The sequence below is a fragment of the Jilunia laotingensis genome, from assembly GCF_014385165.1.
Lineage (GTDB): Bacteria > Bacteroidota > Bacteroidia > Bacteroidales > Bacteroidaceae > Bacteroides > Bacteroides laotingensis.
Map to the genome: position 1 here is coordinate 2322618 of NZ_JACRTF010000001.1, position 21634 is coordinate 2344251.

Sequence of the window (21634 nt, forward strand, 5' to 3'; positions counted from 1 at the left end):
AATACTTATTTATTCGTATGACTCTAATCAAATCTATTTCTGGAATCCGCGGGACAATCGGCGGAGGAGCAGGGGACGGTCTGAATCCGCTTGATATTGTGAAATTTACTTCGGCTTATGCCACGTTGATCCGTAAGACATGCAAGTCGAATAGCAATAAGATTGTCGTGGGACGCGATGCACGCATCTCCGGTGAAATGGTGAAGAACGTAGTGGTAGGTACGCTGATGGGCATGGGATGGGATGTCGTGGATATCGATCTGGCTTCCACACCGACTACCGAACTGGCTGTCACGATGGAAGGTGCCTGTGGTGGTATAATTCTCACTGCTTCGCACAACCCCAAACAGTGGAATGCTTTGAAACTTCTTAATGAGCATGGGGAATTCCTCAATGCTGCCGAAGGGAACGAAGTGCTTCGTATTGCCGAGGCAGAAGCATTCGACTATGCCGATGTAGACCATTTGGGCTCTTATCGTAAAGATCTGACTTATAATCAAAAACATATCGACAGTGTGCTGGCACTCGATTTGGTGGATGTGGAAGCCATCCGAAAGGCTGATTTCCGTGTTGCCATCGACTGTGTGAATTCCGTAGGGGGTATTATCCTGCCCGAACTGCTCGAACGCCTGGGAGTGAAACACGTGGAAAAACTCTATTGCGAACCGACCGGGAACTTTGCTCATAACCCTGAACCGTTGGAGAAGAATCTGGGTGACATCATGGAACTGATGAAAGGCGGTAAAGCTGATGTTGCTTTCGTGGTCGATCCGGACGTTGACCGGTTGGCCATGATTTGCGAGAACGGTGTGATGTATGGCGAGGAATACACGTTGGTTACAGTTGCCGACTACGTATTGAAGCATACTCCGGGTAATACCGTTTCCAACCTGAGTTCGACTCGCGCTTTGCGCGACGTGACCCGTAAATACGGAATGGAGTACAATGCCGCTGCCGTTGGCGAAGTGAATGTGGTAACGAAGATGAAAGCTACCGATGCTGTCATTGGCGGTGAAGGAAATGGCGGAGTGATCTATCCTGCCAGTCATTACGGACGTGATGCGTTGATCGGTATCGCCTTGTTCTTGAGTCATCTGGCTCATGAGGGAAAGAAAGTGAGCGAACTCCGTGCCACTTATCCTCCGTATTTCATTGCCAAGAACCGGGTGGATCTTACACCGGAAATCGATGTGGATGCCATTCTCGCCAAGGTGAAGGAGATCTACAAGGATGAAGAGATAAACGATATCGATGGTGTGAAGATTGATTTTGCCGACAAATGGGTTCATTTACGCAAGAGCAATACGGAGCCGATCATCCGTGTGTATAGTGAAGCCGCCACTATGGAGGCTGCCGAGGAGATCGGGCAGAAGATTATGGATGTTATCAATGAACTGGCTAAGAAATAAGTTGCTTGCTTCAATTGGCCGTGCTGTCAGTTAAGGTTTCAGCAAATATGATGACGATTAAATATTCAAGCTCATTTATATAATAAAGGGTTGAAGAACCCGTTCTGTATATATTGAGAAAAAGATCTGTTTTAGGTCGGGAGACTTGATGAGCGTCTTTTGTACTGTTTTGATTTATATAAGGTCTTTAAAGTTTAGCCGTGAGGCTATTGAACTTCCCTGAAGATTTTTCCTTTAGGGAAGTTCTTAGTATATTTTTTAATTTATAACAGAAAGTAAACTTAAAGGCAAGGGGGGATTTGTGATGAATCCCCCCTTGCTATTTCCCCCGTTAGGCACTTTTCTTTTTCTTTCCTGTGAATATCCGGATAATGATCTTGCATATCCGAACGATGATCCCGATTACTTTTTCGTTCATATCATTTGCCTTTAGTTGTTATTATGACAAGTTTTCGACAGCCATTGTGCCACATCGAAGCAGGGACATGACTTGATCCATTCCGACGGTTCCAGTCGTCCGTTGCCGTTCAGATCGGGCGACACATCACGGTGTCCAATGACCAGACGAATTTCCGGGAATTGGCGTTGTAGTATTTCTATCAGACGACGCATGGCATAGCGTTGTGCCCTTGTCCGGGTATCCGCTGGCCGTCCCAAGCTGTCCAGTCCGCCTATATAGCATATACTGACACTTTCACGGTTGTGTCCCCGGCAGTGGGCACCGACTTTCTCGATATCGCGTCCCCGTTCGATGGTTCCGTCGATACGGATGACGTAGTGATAGCCTATCCCGTCCATTCCCCGTTGGCGATGCCATTGGTCGATGTCATTGGCGGTGAAGTCCAGTCCGCGGCGTGTGGCGGAACAGTGGATGATAATAGTGTTGATGGTTCTCATTTTGTGTTCTGATGGATTAAAGTTTTTAATTGACGGTGGTTCGGACTATCTCGCTTAACCGGTACATGCCTCGTGTTCGTGTCAATATTCCGAGGGCGGTTTCCGCTTTTCGCAACCTCTTATGAAGCACCGTTTCGCTTCCAGTTCCTTGCATTCCAGTTCCGCTTTATGGCAGCGGTCTATCCATTCCTGTTTATCGTTTCTTTCGCGTTGCAGTTCGGCATAGAGGTTGTCAATACGTGTGTCTCGCTCTGCCAACCTCTTTTCCAGCCAGTCCACCTGTCTCCGTTGGTTTTCGTTTTCCAGGCTGTCGGCTGCTGCCTCCTCTTTGCGTGCTTCCGTTTTGTGTCGTGTCAGCCAGTTGAGAAGCCACTTGACAGCCTCCATCCCACCGAGGGCGGAGATGAAGGCAAGCAAGTCAGGGTTACTCATAGGTGGCTAGACGGTCGGGTCTTCACCGTGGTCGCCACTGTCCGGGTCGTTGCTGTCGGTGTTGATGCGGTCGACATCTTTCAGTACCAATCCGTCCGTACGCGTCGAAATGTTTGTACTCAGTCGGATTTCGCTGTTGGCTCGGAAGCAAATGCGCAGTCCGGTGATGTCCGTTGCCGAGAAATCTTCGGGACGGTCGGTTCCCTTGCTTTGTGCAGCCAGGTAGAAAGTGCCCAGCCCGTCGATGTTCACCGTGCGTCCGGCAATCAATTGCTTTTTCAGTTGTGTGCGGAAATCCTTCAGCACGCTGATGGTCTCACCTTCGCTGACACCCGCATTACCGCTGATTTCTTTGGCAATCTCGTCCAGTGTGGCGGAATTGCTGTACTGATAAGTGATTTGCGGATACGTTTTCTTAGGCGAATTTTTGTCGCTGGGGTCACTGGTCCGGGTTACTTTCTTGAATAAAACAGCCATGATAAGCTCCTTTCTTTTTTAATGATACAATCGTGATTATTAGTGTTTTGTTATTAATAACACTGCAAAGATAACGGCACGAAGAGGGGAAAGCAAGGACTGGGAAAACTGTTGGGATAGGTGTGACAATCAGTTGATTTGCAGGAAGCTATATTCTGGTGGCTCCTGTCGCTCTTCCGTTCTTTTCCTTCTGAGGTAATGGAGGGGACAGATCGGAGGGAGGGGGCAGGGAGATATCTTTCATGGTTGCGTCTTTTGTGGCTTGTGTTTACGATGAAGTTATAGTTGGTCATGTGGAGAATTAATTGTAACTTTGTTATCGGCATCGGTTGGATACAGTCTGATGTGCGGAGAGGTGAATTAATTGTTTAATTTAAGGCAAGAATGATATGATCGATAAAATTTATCCCATAGGTGTACAGAATTTTGAAAGTCTTCGTAAAGACGGATATTATTATATAGATAAGACGGAATTGATCTATAAGATAGTATCCGAAGGACGTTATTACTTCCTGAGCCGTCCGCGCCGTTTCGGCAAGAGTCTTTTGTTATCGACCATACATGCCTATTTCGATGGAAAGCGCGAGTTGTTCGAGGGATTGGCTATCGAACAGCTTGAAAAGAACTGGGTGAAACGTCCCGTCTTGCATCTGGATTTGAACATCGAGAAATACGATACTCCCGAAAGCTTGGATCGTATTCTTGAAAATGCCTTATACGGCTGGGAGGGCCTTTATGGTGCCAATCCTTCCGAACGTTCTTTCTCCTTGCGTTTTGCCGGAGTCATCCGGCGCGCCTATGAGCAATCGGGACACCGGGTTGCCATTCTCGTGGACGAATATGACAAACCGATGTTGCAAAGCATCGATGATGAAGAGTTGCAGAAGTACTACCGTAGTACATTGAAATCTTTTTATGGTGTCCTCAAAACGATGGACGGATACATTAAACTGGGATTTCTGACCGGAGTCACCAAATTCGGTAAGGTAAGTGTGTTCAGTGACTTGAATAATCTCATCGATTTGTCGATGAATGCCCGTTTCCATAGCATTTGTGGTGTTACGGAGGAAGAATTGCACCGTGATTTTGAACCTGATATTCGGAAACTTGCCGAGGAGCAGAGGATGACTTTCGAAGAAGCTTGTCAAAAGTTGAAGGAGGATTATGATGGCTATCATTTTACGTATGACGTAGCAGGGCTTTATAATCCTTTTAGTTTGCTGAACACTTTCTTCAATATGCGGTTCGATAATTATTGGTTCCAGACGGGCACACCGACTTTTTTGGTCGAATTGTTGCAAAAGCACCATTACGACTTATACCGGATGGCTCATGAAGAGACCACTTCCAACGTGTTGGACAGTATCGATTCCATGAGTGCCGACCCTATACCGGTGATTTACCAAAGTGGTTATCTGACGATAAAAGGATACGATCGCCGGTTCTCAATGTATCGCCTTGGGTTTCCAAACCGTGAGGTGGAGGAAAGTTTCATCAAATACCTGTTGCCTTTTTATGCCGGGAAGGCAGAGGAAAAAACAGATTTCGATGTCCTGAAGTTTGTCCGCGAAATAGAAAGTGGCGATTATGAATCGTTCTTCAGGCGTCTCACCGCTTTCTTTGCAGGCGTTCCCTACGATTTGGCAGCCGGGCTTGATATGGAACGTCACTATCAAAACATCCTTTTCATTATTTTTCGAATATTCGGTTTCTATACCCATGTGGAATATCACACTTCCCAAGGGCGTGTGGACTTGGTATTGCAAACCGATCATTTCACCTATGTCATGGAGTTCAAATTGGATGGTACCGCTGAGGAAGCCCTGCGTCAGATAGACGAGAAGCATTACGCTGCTCCCTTTGCGAATGACAGGCAGCGTAAGCTTTTTAAAGTGGGTGTCAATTTCAGTAAAGAGACCCACGGCATAGAAAAGTGGATTGTCGAGGAACTTTAGTCTGCCCTGTCAGCCCGAAAGCCCTTTCCTCCATCGGTAGAACGCTTTCATCAGCCCTTCTTCGCTGATGCTGTCTATCTGGTATTTCAGAAGAAAGCAACGAATGGATTCTATGTACGAGATTCCCCGTCGATGACGGTCGGTAAGCATGCGTTCGAATAGTTCGGTGTGCAGGAGGTGCTGGGCGCGCGATTCGAAAATGCGTCGATTGGCTTGCGTGAGGTAATTGTAGGTGGAAGGCGATGGCCCGCGGTGGAGTGACGTGAGGCGTAGGCATACGTTGCCAGTTTCGCGTGCAGGGGCGTTGTAGGGACGGGGACAGAGGAGTTCGTGAAGGCTGCGCCCTAGATAACTATGGGGAGGCAGGTGCAATATTCCTTCTTCGATGTTTCCGGCATAACGGGCGTACAGGTATTCTGCCAGAAAAGGCTTGATTTGAAAACGGATGGAGTAAAACATGGCGGGATGAAATTTATTTTTTGAGTTCAATTGGTAATGGTAATTCTCTTCAATAGGAATGGGGGTGGAGGGCACTGATGAAGGGGGATATTGGTCACCGATGAACATTTTGTTGATCACCGATGAGGGGGCTGTTCCTCACCGACCAACGGCCTGTTCCTCACCGATGAGTGAGCCCTTCCTCACCGACCAACAGCAACCTATTCCGGTGATGGCCGTTTGAGCATTTGCTGTGCTTCGTTGTCTCCTGCCTCCGCCCGTCTTTTCACTTCGAGATAAGCCTCATAGGTGATGCCTTTGGCCTCTTTCTCTACTTTCCGGTCTCTGCTTTTCTCGCGTTCGTAACGTTCCGCCTCTTGTACCCGTTCTCCGGCAAACCGGTGTAAGGCGGACATGATTTTCATCGGGTCGATGGCTCCGTAGAACTGGCCGTATTCTCCAATCTTGAAGCGGGCTATGAAGAGGCAGATTTCTCCTGCCGTCAGCCCCGGCCATGCAGCCAGGATGAGGCGGGAGGTTTCCCGAAGTTGCTCCGGGGTGAGTTTGGTATGCACCTCGGTGAAGTCGTTCAAGCTGCCCAGTTGTATTTTTAGCCATTCCAGCGGAGTGGTTGGCGAATACAGTTCGCCCAGGAGTGCCAGCGTGGGGTTGGCAGGGCGTGCAGCGAGCAGGGCGGGGGTGAACCCGTCCGCCAGCAGACGGACTTGCAGGTCGGGATTGTAGGCGATGAAGAACTGTTCAGGTTTCGGGAAGCGGTGGTAAAGTTCCTTCAATCTCAAGTTCGCGGAGGCGTTGGAGGGCATCTGATTCGACGGTCGTCCGGAGTGCAGCGATCGCGTCAAGTTTCCGCTGTCGGCTGTTTTCACGGTTTGCTGTAGCAAGGTTTTCATGGTGTTGCGGGTGTTTACGTTGATTTTCAAGTTGGATATGTAACCAGTTGGCGAAGTGCTGGCGGAAGTCGCGGACTGACTTTTGCAGGTTTCCTTCGTTTTGCAGTTTGCGGCAGAAATGTTCCAGCCACTCGTGCAGTTGGGCGATATCGATCCGGTGGTTCATGCAGAGGGCTTCCAGCCATGTCTGACTTTCGATGGCTTGCGCGCAGGTGTTCTCCAAGGGTTGGGGGATGTCCTCGTGGCAGTTCCGGTGGGGGAGGGGTGAGGTTGTGCTTGTTTTGCGTTCTGCTTCCGGTGCATATTCTTTTTCTCCGTTTCCTTTTTCCGTTTTCTCTTTCTCTTCAGGTATTGTATTCTTTTCGTATGCTTTTTCTTCTTTCTTTTCCGGATACTCTTCCTCTTCCTTTTCCGGTGTGTCCGACGGGGTTTGGGTGAAGAGGGTGGGGACAGCGTGTGCAGTCCGAGGTCTCATTTTTTGAATGGCCGAAAGTAGCTGTGGCGGTAGTTCACTGCGTACTTCATCGGGCAGTTTGTCGAAATCTTTCATGGCCGACTGTTTCATGGAGGGGTTCATGGCGTTTTGGCTGATCCAGTCGGGGATGATGATGTATCCTTTGCAGTATATGATTTTTAATGCTTCTTCAAGTTTCTTGATACAGCGGCGGGTGGTTTGTTCGTTGAGGTTGCAGTCGTACGCGATGCGGCGGATGCTGAGGTTGTATATTCCCAGCATGTTGGTGGACGGGTTTGTGAGCAAGTAGATGTAGACAAACTTTTCGTTGGCGTTGAGTGATTCGAACCAGGAGTCCCTCCAGAGGCGTGTGTTGAGGTATCTTCTTATTTCCATAGGGTTATTTTATTTGATGTGTCGGGTTTTACATTCTTGTCGGCATACGATGAGGTAGGCTTCGATGATGCGGTGCGATGTGGGGCCGAGGGTGCGGCCGCTCAGAGTGTTGTATACGCTTTTGGGGCTTACGCCTGCCATCTCTGCTACTCTTTTCTTCCATCCTCGGGGTGGCAGAAGGGAAATTTTCGGTGTTTCTTGCTTTTTCTTTGTCATACTATTGGGTATCAAAGGTTAATTACTTATATTTGCCGCTGTATCACGATGCTTGATTTTTGCGGAATGGACAAACAGCTTCGTACTGCAAATCAAACCATAATATTTGATATAAACAAATAAAAATCGGGAATTATGATATTTTTATCGGGAAACTTGATATACTTAAGAAAAAGGTGCGGTTGGAAACAATCGGACTTAGCGGCAAAATTAGGAGTGAAGGCGAATACGATCTCTAATTATGAGAAAGGTACCACTACTCCCGACTATGGTGTGATACATAAATTGATACGTATTTTTGACGTGACGGCAGATCAGTTGTTGTACACTCGTCTGGACGATGGCGGTGTGTCCGAAGGGTTTTCCGGAGAAACGGATGATGAATCGGACGATAACTCCGATGAAGTGGATATGGTTGGTGAACCGACTTATGCTTATCGGGCTTCTTCTCCGAAATATGGAGTCCCTCCGAGGATGAACAGAAGGGCTGTTGTGCCTTCTGATGAGTCGTCGTCGCGATTGCAGGAACCGGATCGTCGGGATGAGTTGATCAGGTTCTTACGCAATCAATTGGTGGAAAAAGACAAGGAGATCAGAGGGTTGTATCGTGAGTTAGGCGCTCTGGAACACGAACTGCAATGGTTGCACGATAGGCTTGACCAGCAGGAAGGGAGGTAGGTGAGACACGGGCTTTGACTTGGCAATAATCTTTGATGTATAATAGGCAATGCGGTGTTGTACGAATGAGGATCGGTGCAACTTTCCGATGATGTTGATTGTTTTAATTGTATTAGTTCTAACATTCGCCTCTTTTGGTGTCGCGATGGGCTTTATGGAATTTTCTATCGGGACACTGGGGGCATAATTAAACAAAACATGAAAGTCATTTTATCTTTTTTCTTAGCTCTTGTGATGTCTGTAGCCGTTAGTGCGCAGGGTAAGTCGTTTTATGATTTCACCGTCACCACCATCGATGGAAAGCCTTATAAGCTTTCTCAATTGAAAGGACATAAAGTCCTCGTTGTCAACGTTGCCTCCAAATGCGGGCTTACTCCGCAATATGCCGAGTTGCAGGAACTATACGACCAGTATAAGGATAGCGGCTTTATCATTATCGGTTTCCCTGCCAATAATTTTATGGGACAGGAGCCGGGCAGCAACGAAGAGATCGCCAAATTCTGTACGTTGAATTATGACGTGACTTTCCCGATGATGGCGAAGATTTCAGTGAAAGGAGAAGATATGGCTCCGCTTTACCAATGGCTGACGGAGAAAAAGCAGAACGGGAAGCAAGATGCTCCCGTTCAATGGAATTTCCAGAAGTTTATGATCGATGAGAATGGACAATGGATAGGAATGGTACCTCCCAAGGAAAGTCCTTTTTCTGAGACGATTGTCCGGTGGATCGAAAAGAAATAATGCTCTCTAACGGCCGGTTGTTGCCGACTTGTCGAAGGATACCCGTTGGAATTCTCCTTCAAAATTGGGAGTGAATATATCTTTTCCGAGATGGGATTTGATTTCGTCTAATGTCCAGAACCGTCCACCGTCCAGCTCGTCACTGGGAAGGATTTCTCCATCGTATACGGTTTTGTAGACAAAGACCAGTTCGCGTTCGCGGGCCGACTCGAAAACATAATTTGTCAGGCGTTCCGGAACAAAGTCCGTAATGCCGAGTTCTTCGCGGACTTCGCGCTTCAAGGCGATCTCCACACTTTCCCCCAGATCGACGTGTCCGCCTACAGCCGTATCCCACCGTCCCGGCTGGATGTCTTTCCATTCGGGGCGTTTTTGCAGGTACAGTTCTCCTTTACTGTTGAACACATGCAGGTGTACTACCGGATGCAATAGTTTGCTGCCGCTATGGCACTCTCCGCGTGTGGCTGCTCCGGTGATATTTCCTTCCTCATCGACAATGGGGAACATCTCTTGATAGTTGTCTGTCGGCATCATTGTTCTTCTTTATTGTCATAGGTTATGGAATCAACAGCGATGAGTCTCCGTAGCTCAAGAAGCGGAAATCATGGTTGAGCGCATAATCGTATATAGTTCGCCAGTCTCCGTCGACAAAAGCCGATACCAGCAATAACAACGTACTCTGTGGTTGATGGAAGTTAGTTACCATTGCCTTTACAATCTTATAATCATATCCCGGGGCGATAATGATCTGCGTGCTGGTATGCAGTGTTTCCATTTGATGTCTGTCGAGATAATCCAGTATGTTTTGCAAGGCTGCCACCGGAGAAATGGGTTTCTTTTCAGCGGATGGGCTGCTTTCATACGGTTGCCACTGTCTGACATGTAATTCTTCTTCCGTTGCATCCCGATGATTTCCCAAGGTTACTCCGATATGGTATAAACTTTCCAATGTTCGTACCGATGTAGTGCCCACGGCTATCGCGCAAGCGTCGTGCCCGATTAGTTTCTCGATCGTTCCTCGTGCTACCGATATATACTCCGTGTGCATTTCGTGTCCTTCTATCTCTTCACTTTTCACAGGCTTGAACGTGCCTGCTCCCACGTGCAGGGTCAATTCTTCCAGGTCGATCTTATGGTCGCGCAATTTGTCCAAGACTCTTGGTGTGAAATGAAGTCCGGCGGTAGGTGCGGCGACCGATCCCTTTATTTTCGAGTAAACCGTTTGATAAGTCTCCTTGTCGCTCTCTTGAGTCTCCCTGTTCAAGTAGGGAGGGATAGGAAGTTCCCCGAATACCTCCAGGATATCAGCGAATGTCACTTCCGGATTATTCCAGTGGAAATCCACCCAATGGCTGGTACCCCTGCATTCTCCGCGAGTGGCGGTCAATGTGAGGGCATGTCCTTTTATTGTCATTTCCTTGCGCAAAGCCCCTTCTTTCCACTTCTTCAGGTTGCCCACCATGCAAAGCCACGCAGCATGCTCCGTTTGTTGGAAGTTCAAAGCATAATCGTTTGGTTGGGCTGGTTCCAGGCAAAACACTTCGATCAGCGCACCGGTCTCTTTGCGAAAATGCAGGCGTGCTTGAATGACTTTTGTATTGTTGAATATCATTAATCCACCTTCCGGCAGATATTCGGGGAGGGAAGTGAAGCGGTCTTCCGCCACTTCGCCATGGCGGTAAACAAGCAATTTGGACTGGTCGCGTACAGGCAACGGGAATTTGGCGATACGTTCTTCCGGTAGCGGATAGTTGTATTCACTGATGCGGATATGTTTTGGGTTTTCTTTCATCTTTTTCTTTCTTTGCAACCGCAAAAGTAGCTATATTTGCCCTAATTTGTAGATTGTAAACAGCTAAATTATAAACGTAAAGATGAAAATAGGTGATAAAGTCCGCTTTCTGAGTGAAGTGGGAGGTGGAATCGTGAAGGGATTTCAGGGAAAGGAGATCGTTTTAGTCGAGGATGCCGATGGATTTGACATACCGATGCAGGTTCGCGAGTGTGTGGTTATCGAGACGGATGACTATAATATGGTGAAACGCCCGTCGGCTTCTCCGAAAAAGGTAGAAGAGCCGGTGAAACCTGTGAAACCGGAAATGCCTACCGTGCAACGCCAGCCGGAGATGCGTGGCGGAGATGCCTTGAATGTTTTCCTGGCATTTATCCCCGAAGATGTAAAGGCTATCAGCAGTACTCCTTTTGAAGCCTATCTGGTGAACGATAGTAATTACTATTTGTACTACACTTATCTTAGTGCCGAGGGAAAGGCATGGAAGAACCGTTCCCACGGTCTGATCGAACCTAACATGAAGTTCTTTCTGGAAGATTTTACTAAGGATGCGCTCAATGAACTGGAACGGGTGGCTGTGCAGTTCATTGCTTTTAAAGACGGACGGACTTTTTCACTGAAGCCTGCCGTTAGTGTGGAGTTACGCATCGATACGGTGAAGTTTTATAAATTGCATACGTTCCGTGAATCGGACTTCTTTGAGGAGCCGGCATTGATTTATGACATCGTGGTCAACGATGTTCCTGCCAAACAAGTGTATGTTTCGGCCGAGGACATACAGGTTGCTTTGTTGCAGAAGAAGGATGCCGACAAACCTAAATCACAGCCCATCGTTAAGCGTAGCAACTCGAATGGTATTATCGAGATCGATCTGCATATCAATGAGCTATTGGATGATACTAAGGGGATGAGCAATGGTGAGATATTGAACTACCAGTTGGATAAGTTCCGTGAAGTCATGGAGAAATACCGGAGCAAGCGTGAACAGAAGATTGTCTTCATCCATGGCAAAGGTGACGGGGTGCTTCGCAAAGCGTTGCTTGATGAGTTGAAGCGTAAATATGCCACTTGCCGTTATCAGGATGCCTCTTTTCAAGAATATGGTTTCGGGGCTACGTTGGTGACGATCCGTTAATTGGGGGGATGAGATAAAGAAGGGTGCCGGCAGTTAAACTACCGACACCCTTTCCACATCTATCTATTAATCAATTTACTTGCTCAATTCAATACCTTTATTCTTAAGGGTTACATTCAACAATGCAGCATATTTTGAATACTGTGCATCTGTGAGCGTTCTTTTCATTAATTTCAGGTTTCCATAAACGGCATTGTGCAATTTGCTTTCCTTGTTTTTCTTCGCTGTGGTAGCGCGTCCCATCTGATCTGTGAAATACTCGCAGATGTTGGATACTTCTTCGCTCTGTGCAGAAGTCAAGTTCAGATATTTGCCCAATTTATTGACGTTAATTTTACCTTCCCATTTTGCAGCCGTAGGTTGATTGCCTGCTGCAAAAGTAGTAGCAGCCAGGCAGAGTGCCGCCACTAATGTTAATCCTATTCTTTTCATAATACCTACTGTTAAATTGTTATTCCTAAAAACTAATCCTGAAAACTAAATCTAATACCTATTGAAAGTAGATTAAAGCGCTTAATCTTTCTTTTTACCTATGCAAATATAGGAATATGTTTTAGAACATAAAAGTAATTGGGCAATAAAGTATGCTTTATAACATCATTTCTTGATGTATATCAAGAAATGATGTTATAAAAGGTCGGTATAATACAGTTTTTGTAACCTTTTTGTAATAGAAATGCCTAAATGGAACAGAATAATGTCACTAGGAAGGGGACACTGAAATCCACAATGAAACCGTGAAAGATGGAAACGATCACAAATTTCTGTCCCGAGCAGCGGGTAATGATCGGAAGGGTGGTATCCATCGTTGTCGCTCCTCCCACGGAAATGGGGGCAAGCCGTCCGAAGTACTTTACGAGCAGCGGTGCGCACAGCAACGCAATTATTTCACGCATGATGTTCGACAGCAAAGCGATGGTTCCCAGTTCTGCTCCTTTATATTCGGTGATGAATATGCTGGAGAGGGAATAATAACCGAAACCGGAACCTACCGCCATGCAATCTGCTGCCGAACGATGACCTAGGAAGAGACTGACGACTGCACACCCGGACAGTGTGCCCAGTATGGTCATGACGGGCAGTAATACCAAACGTGGGTTCAGCGAGCGGAAGCTTTTAAGCGTGTTCGGATCGTTTCCGATGCTGATGCCTACAGAGAACATCAGGGCGCATAACGCATAATAACTCATGTTATCGGTCGTAAAACCGGGTGGAAGTAGATCGTACAATCCGCAAAGAGTCCCCAAAAGGAAGAAAGAGACGATGATGAGACTGCCTTTCATGATTGCACCTCCTTGCCATTCATTGCGTTTGCATCGTCATGTCTCACCGGATTTATAGCATTGTCCTTTTTATTCCTTATATATAGGAAATACCACAGCACCCATGCCGCCAATGTGCTTCCGGCTACGGCTGCCAATGTGATGATGAATGCTTCCAGTCCGATGCTGTGAAGCCCTCGGATAATAGCTTGGTTCCCACCTACATCAATGCCCAGCAGGAAAAGCAATAACCATATCAGCAGGGTGATGATCCGGTGTATCCATGACAACTTTTTATTTCGTAACAGATAGCCGGTGAGCATACCTGTCAGCATGATTCCGATAATAGTGAACATCTCTTTTGTGTTTTTGTCCGGCAAAGATAGTCTTTTCTTACGGGCTTGCCAGTACCAGGTTGATTTCCCGGCTGATATTTTCAACAATTTCTTTAGTGGCTTGCGACAGGCATTCCGCCATTGTGTTCAGACAGGCTTCATTGGCTTGTACCGAATCTTCAAATCCGTGCTGCGGTCCTTCTTGCGAATGGTTGACGCGATAGGTTTTGTCCAGTAGGCAATCTTCCCCTCTTGTCAGTCGCAGGACGATGGAAAGGTCGGTGTTTGCCATTCCGGCACGATGATTGGGGAAGACAATATATCCCGGATCAAACCAGATCATGCTGCTTTCAATCAGATTGATTTTCCCCCGAGTTTGATTGCAGACGATCTTGACTGCGAGGTGATACACAGAATCCGGAGCTTCTCCTTTGCTGTTATCGATCAGGTTGAAACTGGTACTGCTGTTACATTCGGACAACAAAGCTTCTGTCAGGAACTCGCGGTAGGTCTGTGTCAGTGAACTCTCGCCCAACCGCACGGTGAAGCGGTTCTTTTCGTAATTGAATAACAGGAGCGGAACGGCAAAAGCACCTTTTTTCTTAACCGTAGTGTAATAGTCCAGATTGGAGTAATCGATGAAATCCAGATAAACTGTTTTATTTACGCTCCCCAGATATTCGGGGGACGTTAGCTCATAAAACAGGCTCACTTTTATCGGATTGATCTCTTTCTGCATGCTACGGCTGCTGCGGCAGGAGCAGAAGAGGAGACAGGACAGGAAGAGCAATAATGCTGGTTTCATGATACTGTAGGGCGTTTTCTGTTTGACTTTCTATTATTGATAACTATCGTACGCTTTGTCCGAGAGATTGAGCTTGACGCTTGTCTCCGTACTGATGCTTACGATGCCTACCCCGCCATGTACGTTGCTGGCGAAGGTAAGGGGTTCCATAAGTGTGGCATCATATGCATCGGAATCGATCACGTTGAGAGCTTTGAAGTATTGGTAATCGGTCTCACTGATGCTGAGCAAGCGCACGTAACAATCCATCCATTCGCGTTTTAACGTATGCGACCAGAAAAGGTAGGGTAGATTGTTGGTATCCATATAGACGGTCATGGTGTAGGTTTGTCCGGATATACGGCTGTCATCGAAGATTCCATAGATGTTGAGAGGTTGGTCGAACATGGAGTTGTCATTGTCGGACATGGAAGGATGCCCGTCTGTCAGAACCATATCTTCGCGAGTGATTATTTTATAGTTTTGCTTCATTACCAATGTGTCTTTGGGGATTCTTCCATCCAAGGTGGCTTCTAGGCATGCACGGCGTTCGAGTACCAGCCGATAAAAATTCTTCTCACCGGGATGGTCGGCAAAAGTGATGCGGAAGCGTAGTTTGTTTTCGTAATAATTATCGTATATGTTGACGGGAATAGTCACCGTATCTACTTGGGTAATGGGTAACGGTGGTTGCGGGACGGTGACTTCCGCCCATGCATGATGTACACCGTCTCCGGTGCGTGCATCGATGCGGACTTTGTCGCCAGGATTGAACTTGCTGGTGATGCGGAAGCGTTTCTGGGTATCTCTGAAATCACCGGTCGGGAAAGGGATTGGTTGGGGGCTTTCTACAAGTGCATCGTTGATCCGGACTTCTACGGTTGCATCCGTTACGTCACTTATTACGGTCGAACCTGTCAGGTTCAGTAATAATACGTTATTTGTGCTGTCAGCGTTGATAAAAGCGTTCATGATGAGCCGGGGAGGCTTGGCGGCTTTGTTGAAGGGGATTTCGTTTTCGCAACTGCTACACAGAATAATGAGTAGCAGGGCGAGTATCGAAGTGAAGATATATTTGGCTGTCATAAGGCTTAGAATTTATATGTGTAAGTAATGGATGGAATACAGGGTAATATCGTTAGTTTGGTAATCTTACGTTTTCTGGGAGTGTACCGGTAATATACATTTCCGTCTTCCTGATTTTTGACATAATCACCGTAACCGCTATTACCGTTGCTATATACTAATGTGGGGTTCATTGCGTTGTAGGCATTATAAACGCTGATGTTCCAGGTACGCATGCCGTGTTTGGTTTTCTTATTGAAATTGACTCCGATGTTCAACCGGTGGCTGGGAGGCAGGCGGAAGTTGTTGCGGTGTTCGATATAGTCTTCTTGGCGCACATAGTCTTCGCCCGGACGTAAAGCTCCGGTTACTTCCTCGGGGATGGTACTCGTCCCTCCGGTAGCGAACATCCATGACGCGCCTATGTCGATGCGGTTGTTGAACTTATGATTGACTACAAGGTTGATGTTGTGGCGACGATCATATTTATAGGGAAATCGCACTCCTTGGTTGATGCTTCCTTTGGCAAACTGGCGGTCGCTTTTTGCGAGCGTGTACGACAACCATCCGGTAGTCTTTCCAATTGTCCTCTGTAGCATGAATTCTATTCCCATCGACCTGCCTTTTCCCATCTCGACTTTCTTCTCCCAACCGGAGGAGGAGCCGAAGAAGCTGACTCCGTCTTTGTATTCGACCACGTTGCGCATGTCTTTATAATAGGCTTCCACGGAGAATTCCCATCCACGGATGCCTGTGTAATAGCTTCCTATCGAATATTGGTGTGCCTGCATCGGCTTTATCTCACTGGTCACGGGAACCCACAAGTCGGTAGGCATGGCGATGGGAGTCGATGAAAGCAAGTGTATGTATTGGCTCATCTTGGTATAAGATGCCTTGAATGCCACGTTGCCGTTTAGCTGGTAGCGAGCTGATATGCGGGGTTGTACGGAGAAATAGCTTTTCTTTTGGACATTGAACATGGAGAGATGTGCCCCGATATTTATTCTCAGGCGGGAACCCCATTCAAAGTTGTCTTCTATGTAAGCAGAAAACTCATGTGCCCGTACGGCACTGTTCGAAATGCTGTTATAGAGAGTGTCCTTTTCCAGTTTGCCTCCCTCTTTCTCTTGGATTTTGGATGTGGACACTTCGGGATGAAAGTTGTGGCGTTGGTAACTCAGCCCGAATTTGATGTCGTGAGTAGGGACGGGACTGTAGTCGAAATCCATCTGATAGCTCCAGTCGCGGATGCCGGAGAAATAGTGGGACTGGTAATTGTTTTCGCTGGAAGTTCCGGATTGTGTGGTGCGGGCAAATGTGTTCGACCGGGTGTTCATCTGGTATTTGTTGTAAGCTACGGTCGTATTGCAGAATAGTTTTTGGTTGAAGATGTAGTTCCAGCGTCCGGAAACGATGGTATTGCCCCAGTCGAGCGATAGTTGGTCTTCATTGAAGTTGTTGACTTCCGAAATGTTTGGGTCGGCTCCGCTATGATAAGTAAAGTCCGATTTGTATTTATAAGCATAGTGGTCTTTTCCGTTATAAAAGTTCAGGAACAGACGGCTGCGGTCGGAGAATTTGTGGTTGATTTTGGCGTTGATGTCATAAAAGTAGTAACTCGTCTTATCGTCTTTGGGCATGAAAGGTTTGGCGATTAAATCGAGGTAAGAGCGCCTCCCGGAGATGTTGAAGGATGTCCTGTCTTTTATGATCGGCCCTTCCAGTTGAATCTTGCTTGCCAGAAGGCCGACGCTGAGTGTGCCGTGGTATTTCTTCATATCTCCGTCGTTGGTACGGACGTCCACTACCGACGAGAGCCGTCCACCGAAGCGTGCCGGGAATGAACTTTTGAAGAGAGTAACCTTTTTCACTGCTTCGGGAGTGAAGACGGAAAAAAAACCGAACAGGTGGTCGACATTATAAACAGGCACGCCATCCAGAAGAATAAGGTTCTGATCCGGGCCTCCTCCGCGAACGTAAAGCCCGGCGGAACCTTCCACACCCGCCTGTACGCCCGGCATGAGTTGAATGGTTTTCATGACATCGGCTTCCCCCAATATGCTGGGAGTGTTTTTGATTTGGGCCATCGGGATTTCTATTGCTCCCATCTGTGTGGCTGTCACGCCAGCCTCTGTTTTGTTGGAGACGATGACGACTTCCTCCAGTTGATTATTGTCTCTCATGCGGATGTTGATCAAGGTGTCCTTTTCCAATGCGATGTTGTACCGCTGTGTCTCATATCCCAGGTAAGAGAAAGCCAGTTCGGTTTCTCCTTCAGGTAACGTGAGGCTGTAAAAACCGTACGGATTAGTCGTAGTTCCCTGTCGTTGCCGGCTTTCGAGGATGTTTGCGCCAATCAGTGTTTCGGAAGATGCCTCGTCTGTCACATACCCGCTGATGGTGAATTTGCGGCTGGCAGGTTTCTGCTTCTTCTTCTGAAGGAGGATATGTTTCCCGGAGATCTGGTAACTGACCGGCTCGTTGGCGAAGGCCAGGTTGAGTATCTCTTTTAATGTCTTTTGTTCCACGTTGAGTGTGATGCGACGGTTGATTTTTACCTCTTCGCCATAAATGAAGGAGAATCCAGTGGAGTTCTCCAAGCGTTTGACAAACTCTTCGAGGGTAGCGTTGCGTATGCTGAACGAGAGTCTCGCTTCCGCTTTTTGTGCGTGCGCTGTTTGTAGGGCAAGGAGGAGTCCCCACATCAGAATCAGTGTTCTGATGTGCAGACCGGTTATATAGTGTTTAGTCATTGTGAATCTTTAGTTATGATAATCTTGTTTTTACTGATGGGTCTGAAGGTGAAACCTCTTCCTGTTTGCAGTAAGCTTAGGATGTCTTCCAATGTCTCTTCCTGGTCGAAGCGTGCTGTGAGATGATAATCGCGGAGTGCCGCGTCATCTATATCGATTTCCACCCCGAATGAGTTGCTCAATTCCCGTGCAATCTCTTCCAAGGGAAGCTTGTTGAAAATGAACGCGCCTTTTTGCCAGGCAATCTCTTCCGAGGCATTTTCTACTGTTTTCAGTGTGAGGTCTTTCTCCACCTTATTATATATGGCACTTTCGTTGGGTCGGAGTACGAGACGCTCCGATCCCCCGTCAATGCTTACAGCTACGGAACCTTCGAAAAGGGTTGTTTTTATATCCGGGTTGTTTGTATAAGCTTCGATGTTGAAGTGGGTGCCCAGCACTTGGACGTTCACTTCTCCGGCTTCTACAACGAACGGATGTTTTTTGTCCTTGCTTACTTCGAAATATCCTTCCCCACCAAGAACTACTTTCCGGTAGGTGCCGCGGAAACGTTTCGGGTAGGTGAGGGAAGAGAAATGGTTCAGTGTAACCTGTGTCCCGTCCGGCAGTTCTATGGTTCGGCAGTCGGCAAGTGTGCTGACAGTCTGCACGCCCACCGGAAGCACGTATTCATAAGCCGCCCAACTCATCACGCAGAGCAATGCGATGGCTGCCGCTGCTGCTATTGTCCGGAAGGTCCGGATTCTGAACAGGTGAGTCTTCCGGACGGGCAAGCGCCGTTCCAGCAATTTATAGCTTTCTTTTGCCGAAAACCGTCCTTTGGGCGAACGGGTAGAGGCTACGAGTCTTTCGAGTATTTTCTCAGCTTCCGTTTCTGTATATTTCATTGTTCTTAGTTTATTTGGGTGTCAGTTGGATGGCCAACTGCGATTTTTCTCCTCCTTTCCACTGCGGAGTACAGGTCAACCGGATAAACATCCCGCTCACTACATTCCTAGGATAGATCTTGATCGTAGTGCTTGCTTCCTTTTTTCCGGCCTTTATGATCATTTTTGTTTCTGTCAGTTTAAAGGCATCCTCCAATATGGGGGACTTGTTAATACTCAATTTTATTTCTCTGTCTTCATCCTTCTTTTTGACGGCCATTATTTTTACCGTCATTGTTTCTTCACTTGCATTCTTGTCGTAGACATGTGTTTCCGTGGAATGCTTGAAGCCTACGTAATCTTTAGGATATTTATCCTTTTCGCTGTCGCAGGCAATGAACAGCAGGCCAGCCAGTAATATACCGGCTGCCGGAGAATAGAATCGTTTCATGTGTTTAGTCAGTTTTTAATTAAACATTATACACTGATGAAGACAGATGTTTTCGATGAACTCCCTATGCGGAGTTGGCAAATAAATGTTAATTATGATCGATGCTCATGATCATTTCTTTCAGCCGGGCGGTAGCTTTTTGCAATTGTGCGTCTACCGTCTTGATGCTGATCCCGAGTGCTTCGGCTGCTTGTGCATAACTTTGTTTTTCTTCGCGGATGAGGATAAAGACTTCCCGGCAACGTTCCGGTAGCCGGTCAAGTGCTTTGACATACCGGGCAAACAGTTCCTCGCTGATCAGCTCGTCTTCGGGCGAAAGGCTGTTTTCGGAAATCTCCGGAAGTTCCCGGTCGGTGCAGCTTTCTCTCTTCAACTCTTTCTCCTGATAGTTGAGGGAGGCGTTTTTGACGAGGATGAAACAATAATCTTCGATGCTTCTTATTTCGGGAAGTGTGGCGCGCTGTTCCCAAAGTTTCAGAAACACGTCCAGGACGATCTCCTGCGACCACTCTTCGCGGTGTACGTAATAGTAGGCGATACGGAACAGCCGGTCGTAGGTTAGGTCGTAGAATTTACGGAAGGCAGTTTCAGAATCCCATTCTTTCATCTGCCTGAGTAGTTTTCGTACTTCTGATTCGGTCATCTGTCCGGGGTGTTTGTCATTTATTATTCGTTGTTTTTTATTTTGCCATTCGTTCTCGGTTCCTATCCCTGCTCATTCTCGGTGTCCACTTTCAGCAAGTCGCTCATTATGCTGTCCGAGATGAAAATCCCTTCACGGGCCAGCCGTAAGCTACCATCTTCTATGACCAACTTTCCTGTCTTCAGGGAAGGAGAGGCCATTTCGAGACAATATTCCTGCCATTCCTTTCCGAAATCTTCTTTCAGTTTGGGCAGCGATATTCCCCAACGAGTGCGTAACCCGGTGATGATCCGTTCATTATACCGTTTCGTGATATCCAATGCTTCCGAATCGAAGATACGTTCACCGGACTCGATCCCATGAAGGTATTCGTCCAGCGAAGATACATTCCATTCGCGTTCCTTATGGTTGTAAGAATGGGCTGACGGCCCGCAACCTAAGTAAGGGATGTCTGTCCAATAAGAACTGTTGTGACGTGAATGGAGTCCTGGCCGGCAGAAATTGGAAATCTCATAATGTTCATATCCGGCTGCCGTCAACCGCTCGATGAGGCGGGAGAAGAAGCCGACACTGCTCTCCTCGTCGACTTCGCTGACGCGGTGCTGTTGCAACATGCGATGGATGGGAGTGCCTTCTTCATAAATCAGATGGTAAGCCGAAACATGTTCCGGATTCAGTGAGATGGCTTGCGTCAGATCCTGCTCCCATTGTTCGGCAGTTTCACCGGGAAGTCCGTACATGAGGTCGATGCTGATATTTTTGAATCCTGCTTGGCGGCACCGTTCAAAGGCGGCAATGGCTTGTTCAGCGGTGTGCCGTCGTTTGAGCAGTTTTAATATTCTGTCATCGAAAGTCTGGATTCCCATGCTGATGCGGTTGAAAGGGAGCGTGGCGAGCATCTGTACATATTCCGGTGTGAGGTCGTCGGGGTTGGCTTCGAGCGTGATTTCGTAGGCGTCCTCTATATCGAATGCGTGCCCGATGGTATCGAATATCCGTTTGAAATCTGTAAGGTTTAGTTGTGAAGGTGTTCCTCCTCCGAAGTAGATGGTTCCGACGGGTTCGCCTTGCAGGTAGTCACGGCGCATTTCCAGTTCTTTGCAAAGTGCATGTGCGAAACGTTCTTTCAGTTCACCGTTTGTAGTAGAGTAGAAGTCGCAATAGATGCAACGGGTTTTGCAGAAAGGAATATGGAAATAGATACCTGCCATAGTCTGATTATGTTGTTAGGATTACAAAAGTAGGTGTTTCATTTCAGAAAGTAGCTATCCTTGCCGTTTATTTATGTGAAAGCCGGTGATGGTTTTGTTTCTTTAGTTTGTGGGGAGGCTTGATTCTGTGCTTTGTTGTATTACCCGGCCTTTCAGGTTTACGAAGTAGTCTTGCGAAAGTATGATTGGCTTATGTTATTACCTCTTGCGGATTTTGGAGGTTTATGTTTTCAAACATCACCAATTTGGCTCAAGTATTGTATATTCTTTCTTCCTTTGTAAAAACAACATAATGATGCTGATACTATGAAAATGTTACGAGCTTTATTTGTG

At 47.1% G+C, this 21634-nt stretch carries 23 protein-coding genes; 5 read left to right on the forward strand and 18 right to left on the reverse strand.

Annotated features, from left to right (window positions below; all coding sequences use genetic code 11):
* Nucleotides 1-17 precede the first annotated feature (17 nt).
* Nucleotides 18-1409, forward strand: coding sequence for a phosphoglucosamine mutase (gene glmM / locus H8744_RS08810; protein WP_262434479.1), 1392 nt, complete (start codon nucleotides 18-20; stop codon nucleotides 1407-1409).
* Nucleotides 1410-1838: 429 nt separating this feature from the next.
* Here glmM and H8744_RS08815 read toward each other — a convergent pair whose 3' ends face one another.
* The 3 genes from H8744_RS08815 to H8744_RS08825 form a co-directional block, all read right to left on the reverse strand.
* Nucleotides 1839-2306, reverse strand: coding sequence for an N-acetylmuramoyl-L-alanine amidase (locus H8744_RS08815; RefSeq protein WP_262434480.1), 468 nt, complete (start codon nucleotides 2304-2306; stop codon nucleotides 1839-1841).
* An 81-nt stretch (nucleotides 2307-2387) separates the two neighbouring features.
* On the reverse strand, nucleotides 2388-2738 hold the full coding sequence (locus tag H8744_RS08820) for a hypothetical protein (RefSeq protein WP_262434481.1): 351 nt from the start codon (nucleotides 2736-2738) through the stop codon (nucleotides 2388-2390).
* Nucleotides 2739-2744: 6 nt separating this feature from the next.
* Nucleotides 2745-3215 (reverse strand): HU family DNA-binding protein, encoded by a 471-nt coding sequence (locus H8744_RS08825; protein ID WP_262434482.1) that lies wholly within the window; start codon nucleotides 3213-3215, stop codon nucleotides 2745-2747.
* 389 nt (nucleotides 3216-3604) lie between these two features.
* Here H8744_RS08825 and H8744_RS08830 point away from each other — a divergent pair, with 389 nt between their 5' ends.
* Complete coding sequence (locus H8744_RS08830; RefSeq protein WP_262434483.1) at nucleotides 3605-5170, forward strand: ATP-binding protein; 1566 nt, start codon at nucleotides 3605-3607, stop codon at nucleotides 5168-5170.
* Nucleotides 5171-5179: 9 nt separating this feature from the next.
* Here the strand turns inward: H8744_RS08830 and H8744_RS08835 are convergent, their stop codons facing one another.
* From H8744_RS08835 to H8744_RS08845, 3 genes are all read right to left on the reverse strand, one after another.
* Nucleotides 5180-5704 (reverse strand): hypothetical protein, encoded by a 525-nt coding sequence (locus H8744_RS08835; protein WP_262434484.1) that lies wholly within the window; start codon nucleotides 5702-5704, stop codon nucleotides 5180-5182.
* A 125-nt stretch (nucleotides 5705-5829) separates the two neighbouring features.
* Nucleotides 5830-6201, reverse strand: a complete 372-nt coding sequence (locus H8744_RS08840; RefSeq protein ID WP_262434485.1) for a DUF6633 family protein — start codon at nucleotides 6199-6201, stop codon at nucleotides 5830-5832.
* A 166-nt stretch (nucleotides 6202-6367) separates the two neighbouring features.
* Nucleotides 6368-7369 carry a DUF7833 domain-containing protein gene (locus tag H8744_RS08845; protein ID WP_262434486.1) on the reverse strand — a complete coding sequence of 334 codons (1002 nt, stop codon included), beginning with the start codon at nucleotides 7367-7369 and terminating at the stop codon, nucleotides 6368-6370.
* A gap of 351 nt (nucleotides 7370-7720) precedes the next feature.
* Between H8744_RS08845 and H8744_RS08850 the strand changes: the two genes are divergently transcribed.
* Nucleotides 7721-8263 (forward strand): helix-turn-helix domain-containing protein, encoded by a 543-nt coding sequence (locus tag H8744_RS08850; protein ID WP_262434487.1) that lies wholly within the window; start codon nucleotides 7721-7723, stop codon nucleotides 8261-8263.
* Nucleotides 8264-8461: 198 nt separating this feature from the next.
* Nucleotides 8462-9004 carry a glutathione peroxidase gene (locus tag H8744_RS08855; RefSeq protein WP_262434488.1) on the forward strand — a complete coding sequence of 181 codons (543 nt, stop codon included), beginning with the start codon at nucleotides 8462-8464 and terminating at the stop codon, nucleotides 9002-9004.
* A 6-nt stretch (nucleotides 9005-9010) separates the two neighbouring features.
* Here the strand turns inward: H8744_RS08855 and H8744_RS08860 are convergent, their stop codons facing one another.
* Both H8744_RS08860 and H8744_RS08865 read right to left on the reverse strand, forming a co-directional pair.
* Nucleotides 9011-9535: an NUDIX hydrolase gene (locus tag H8744_RS08860; protein WP_305067469.1), complete on the reverse strand. Its 525-nt coding sequence runs from the start codon at nucleotides 9533-9535 to the stop codon at nucleotides 9011-9013.
* Nucleotides 9536-9560: 25 nt separating this feature from the next.
* Nucleotides 9561-10796, reverse strand: a complete 1236-nt coding sequence (locus tag H8744_RS08865) for an S-adenosylmethionine:tRNA ribosyltransferase-isomerase (RefSeq protein WP_262434490.1) — start codon at nucleotides 10794-10796, stop codon at nucleotides 9561-9563.
* 82 nt (nucleotides 10797-10878) lie between these two features.
* Between H8744_RS08865 and H8744_RS08870 the strand changes: the two genes are divergently transcribed.
* Complete coding sequence (locus H8744_RS08870; RefSeq protein ID WP_262434491.1) at nucleotides 10879-11931, forward strand: DUF2027 domain-containing protein; 1053 nt, start codon at nucleotides 10879-10881, stop codon at nucleotides 11929-11931.
* 75 nt (nucleotides 11932-12006) lie between these two features.
* On the opposite strand, the gene H8744_RS08875 is transcribed toward H8744_RS08870, so the two are convergent.
* The 10 genes from H8744_RS08875 to hemW all read right to left on the reverse strand — a co-directional run bounded on the left by H8744_RS08875 (nucleotide 12007) and on the right by hemW (nucleotide 21301).
* Nucleotides 12007-12363 carry a hypothetical protein gene (locus H8744_RS08875; protein WP_262434492.1) on the reverse strand — a complete coding sequence of 119 codons (357 nt, stop codon included), beginning with the start codon at nucleotides 12361-12363 and terminating at the stop codon, nucleotides 12007-12009.
* Between the two features lie 248 nt (nucleotides 12364-12611).
* A complete protein-coding gene (locus H8744_RS08880; RefSeq protein ID WP_262434493.1) occupies nucleotides 12612-13214 on the reverse strand; it encodes a LysO family transporter in 603 nt (200 codons plus the stop codon).
* Complete coding sequence (locus H8744_RS08885; protein ID WP_262434494.1) at nucleotides 13211-13549, reverse strand: LysO family transporter; 339 nt, start codon at nucleotides 13547-13549, stop codon at nucleotides 13211-13213. The genes H8744_RS08880 and H8744_RS08885 overlap by 4 nt, the downstream gene beginning before the upstream one ends.
* A gap of 37 nt (nucleotides 13550-13586) precedes the next feature.
* Entirely contained in the window at nucleotides 13587-14333 is a 747-nt protein-coding gene (locus H8744_RS08890) for a hypothetical protein (protein ID WP_262434495.1), read from the reverse strand.
* Between the two features lie 33 nt (nucleotides 14334-14366).
* The gene (locus H8744_RS08895; RefSeq protein ID WP_262434496.1) at nucleotides 14367-15398 is read right to left on the reverse strand and encodes a DUF4249 domain-containing protein; all 1032 of its coding nucleotides are present in this window, start codon (nucleotides 15396-15398) and stop codon (nucleotides 14367-14369) included.
* A 5-nt stretch (nucleotides 15399-15403) separates the two neighbouring features.
* Nucleotides 15404-18130 carry a TonB-dependent receptor domain-containing protein gene (locus tag H8744_RS08900; RefSeq protein WP_262434497.1) on the reverse strand — a complete coding sequence of 909 codons (2727 nt, stop codon included), beginning with the start codon at nucleotides 18128-18130 and terminating at the stop codon, nucleotides 15404-15406.
* Entirely contained in the window at nucleotides 18127-19017 is an 891-nt protein-coding gene (locus tag H8744_RS08905) for a FecR family protein (protein WP_262434498.1), read from the reverse strand. The genes H8744_RS08900 and H8744_RS08905 overlap by 4 nt, the downstream gene beginning before the upstream one ends.
* 10 nt (nucleotides 19018-19027) lie before the next feature.
* Complete coding sequence (locus tag H8744_RS08910; protein WP_262434499.1) at nucleotides 19028-19447, reverse strand: hypothetical protein; 420 nt, start codon at nucleotides 19445-19447, stop codon at nucleotides 19028-19030.
* A gap of 88 nt (nucleotides 19448-19535) precedes the next feature.
* Nucleotides 19536-20090, reverse strand: a complete 555-nt coding sequence (locus tag H8744_RS08915) for an RNA polymerase sigma-70 factor (RefSeq protein WP_262434500.1) — start codon at nucleotides 20088-20090, stop codon at nucleotides 19536-19538.
* A gap of 62 nt (nucleotides 20091-20152) precedes the next feature.
* On the reverse strand, nucleotides 20153-21301 hold the full coding sequence (gene hemW / locus H8744_RS08920) for a radical SAM family heme chaperone HemW (protein ID WP_262434501.1): 1149 nt from the start codon (nucleotides 21299-21301) through the stop codon (nucleotides 20153-20155).
* Nucleotides 21302-21634: the final 333 nt, after the last annotated feature.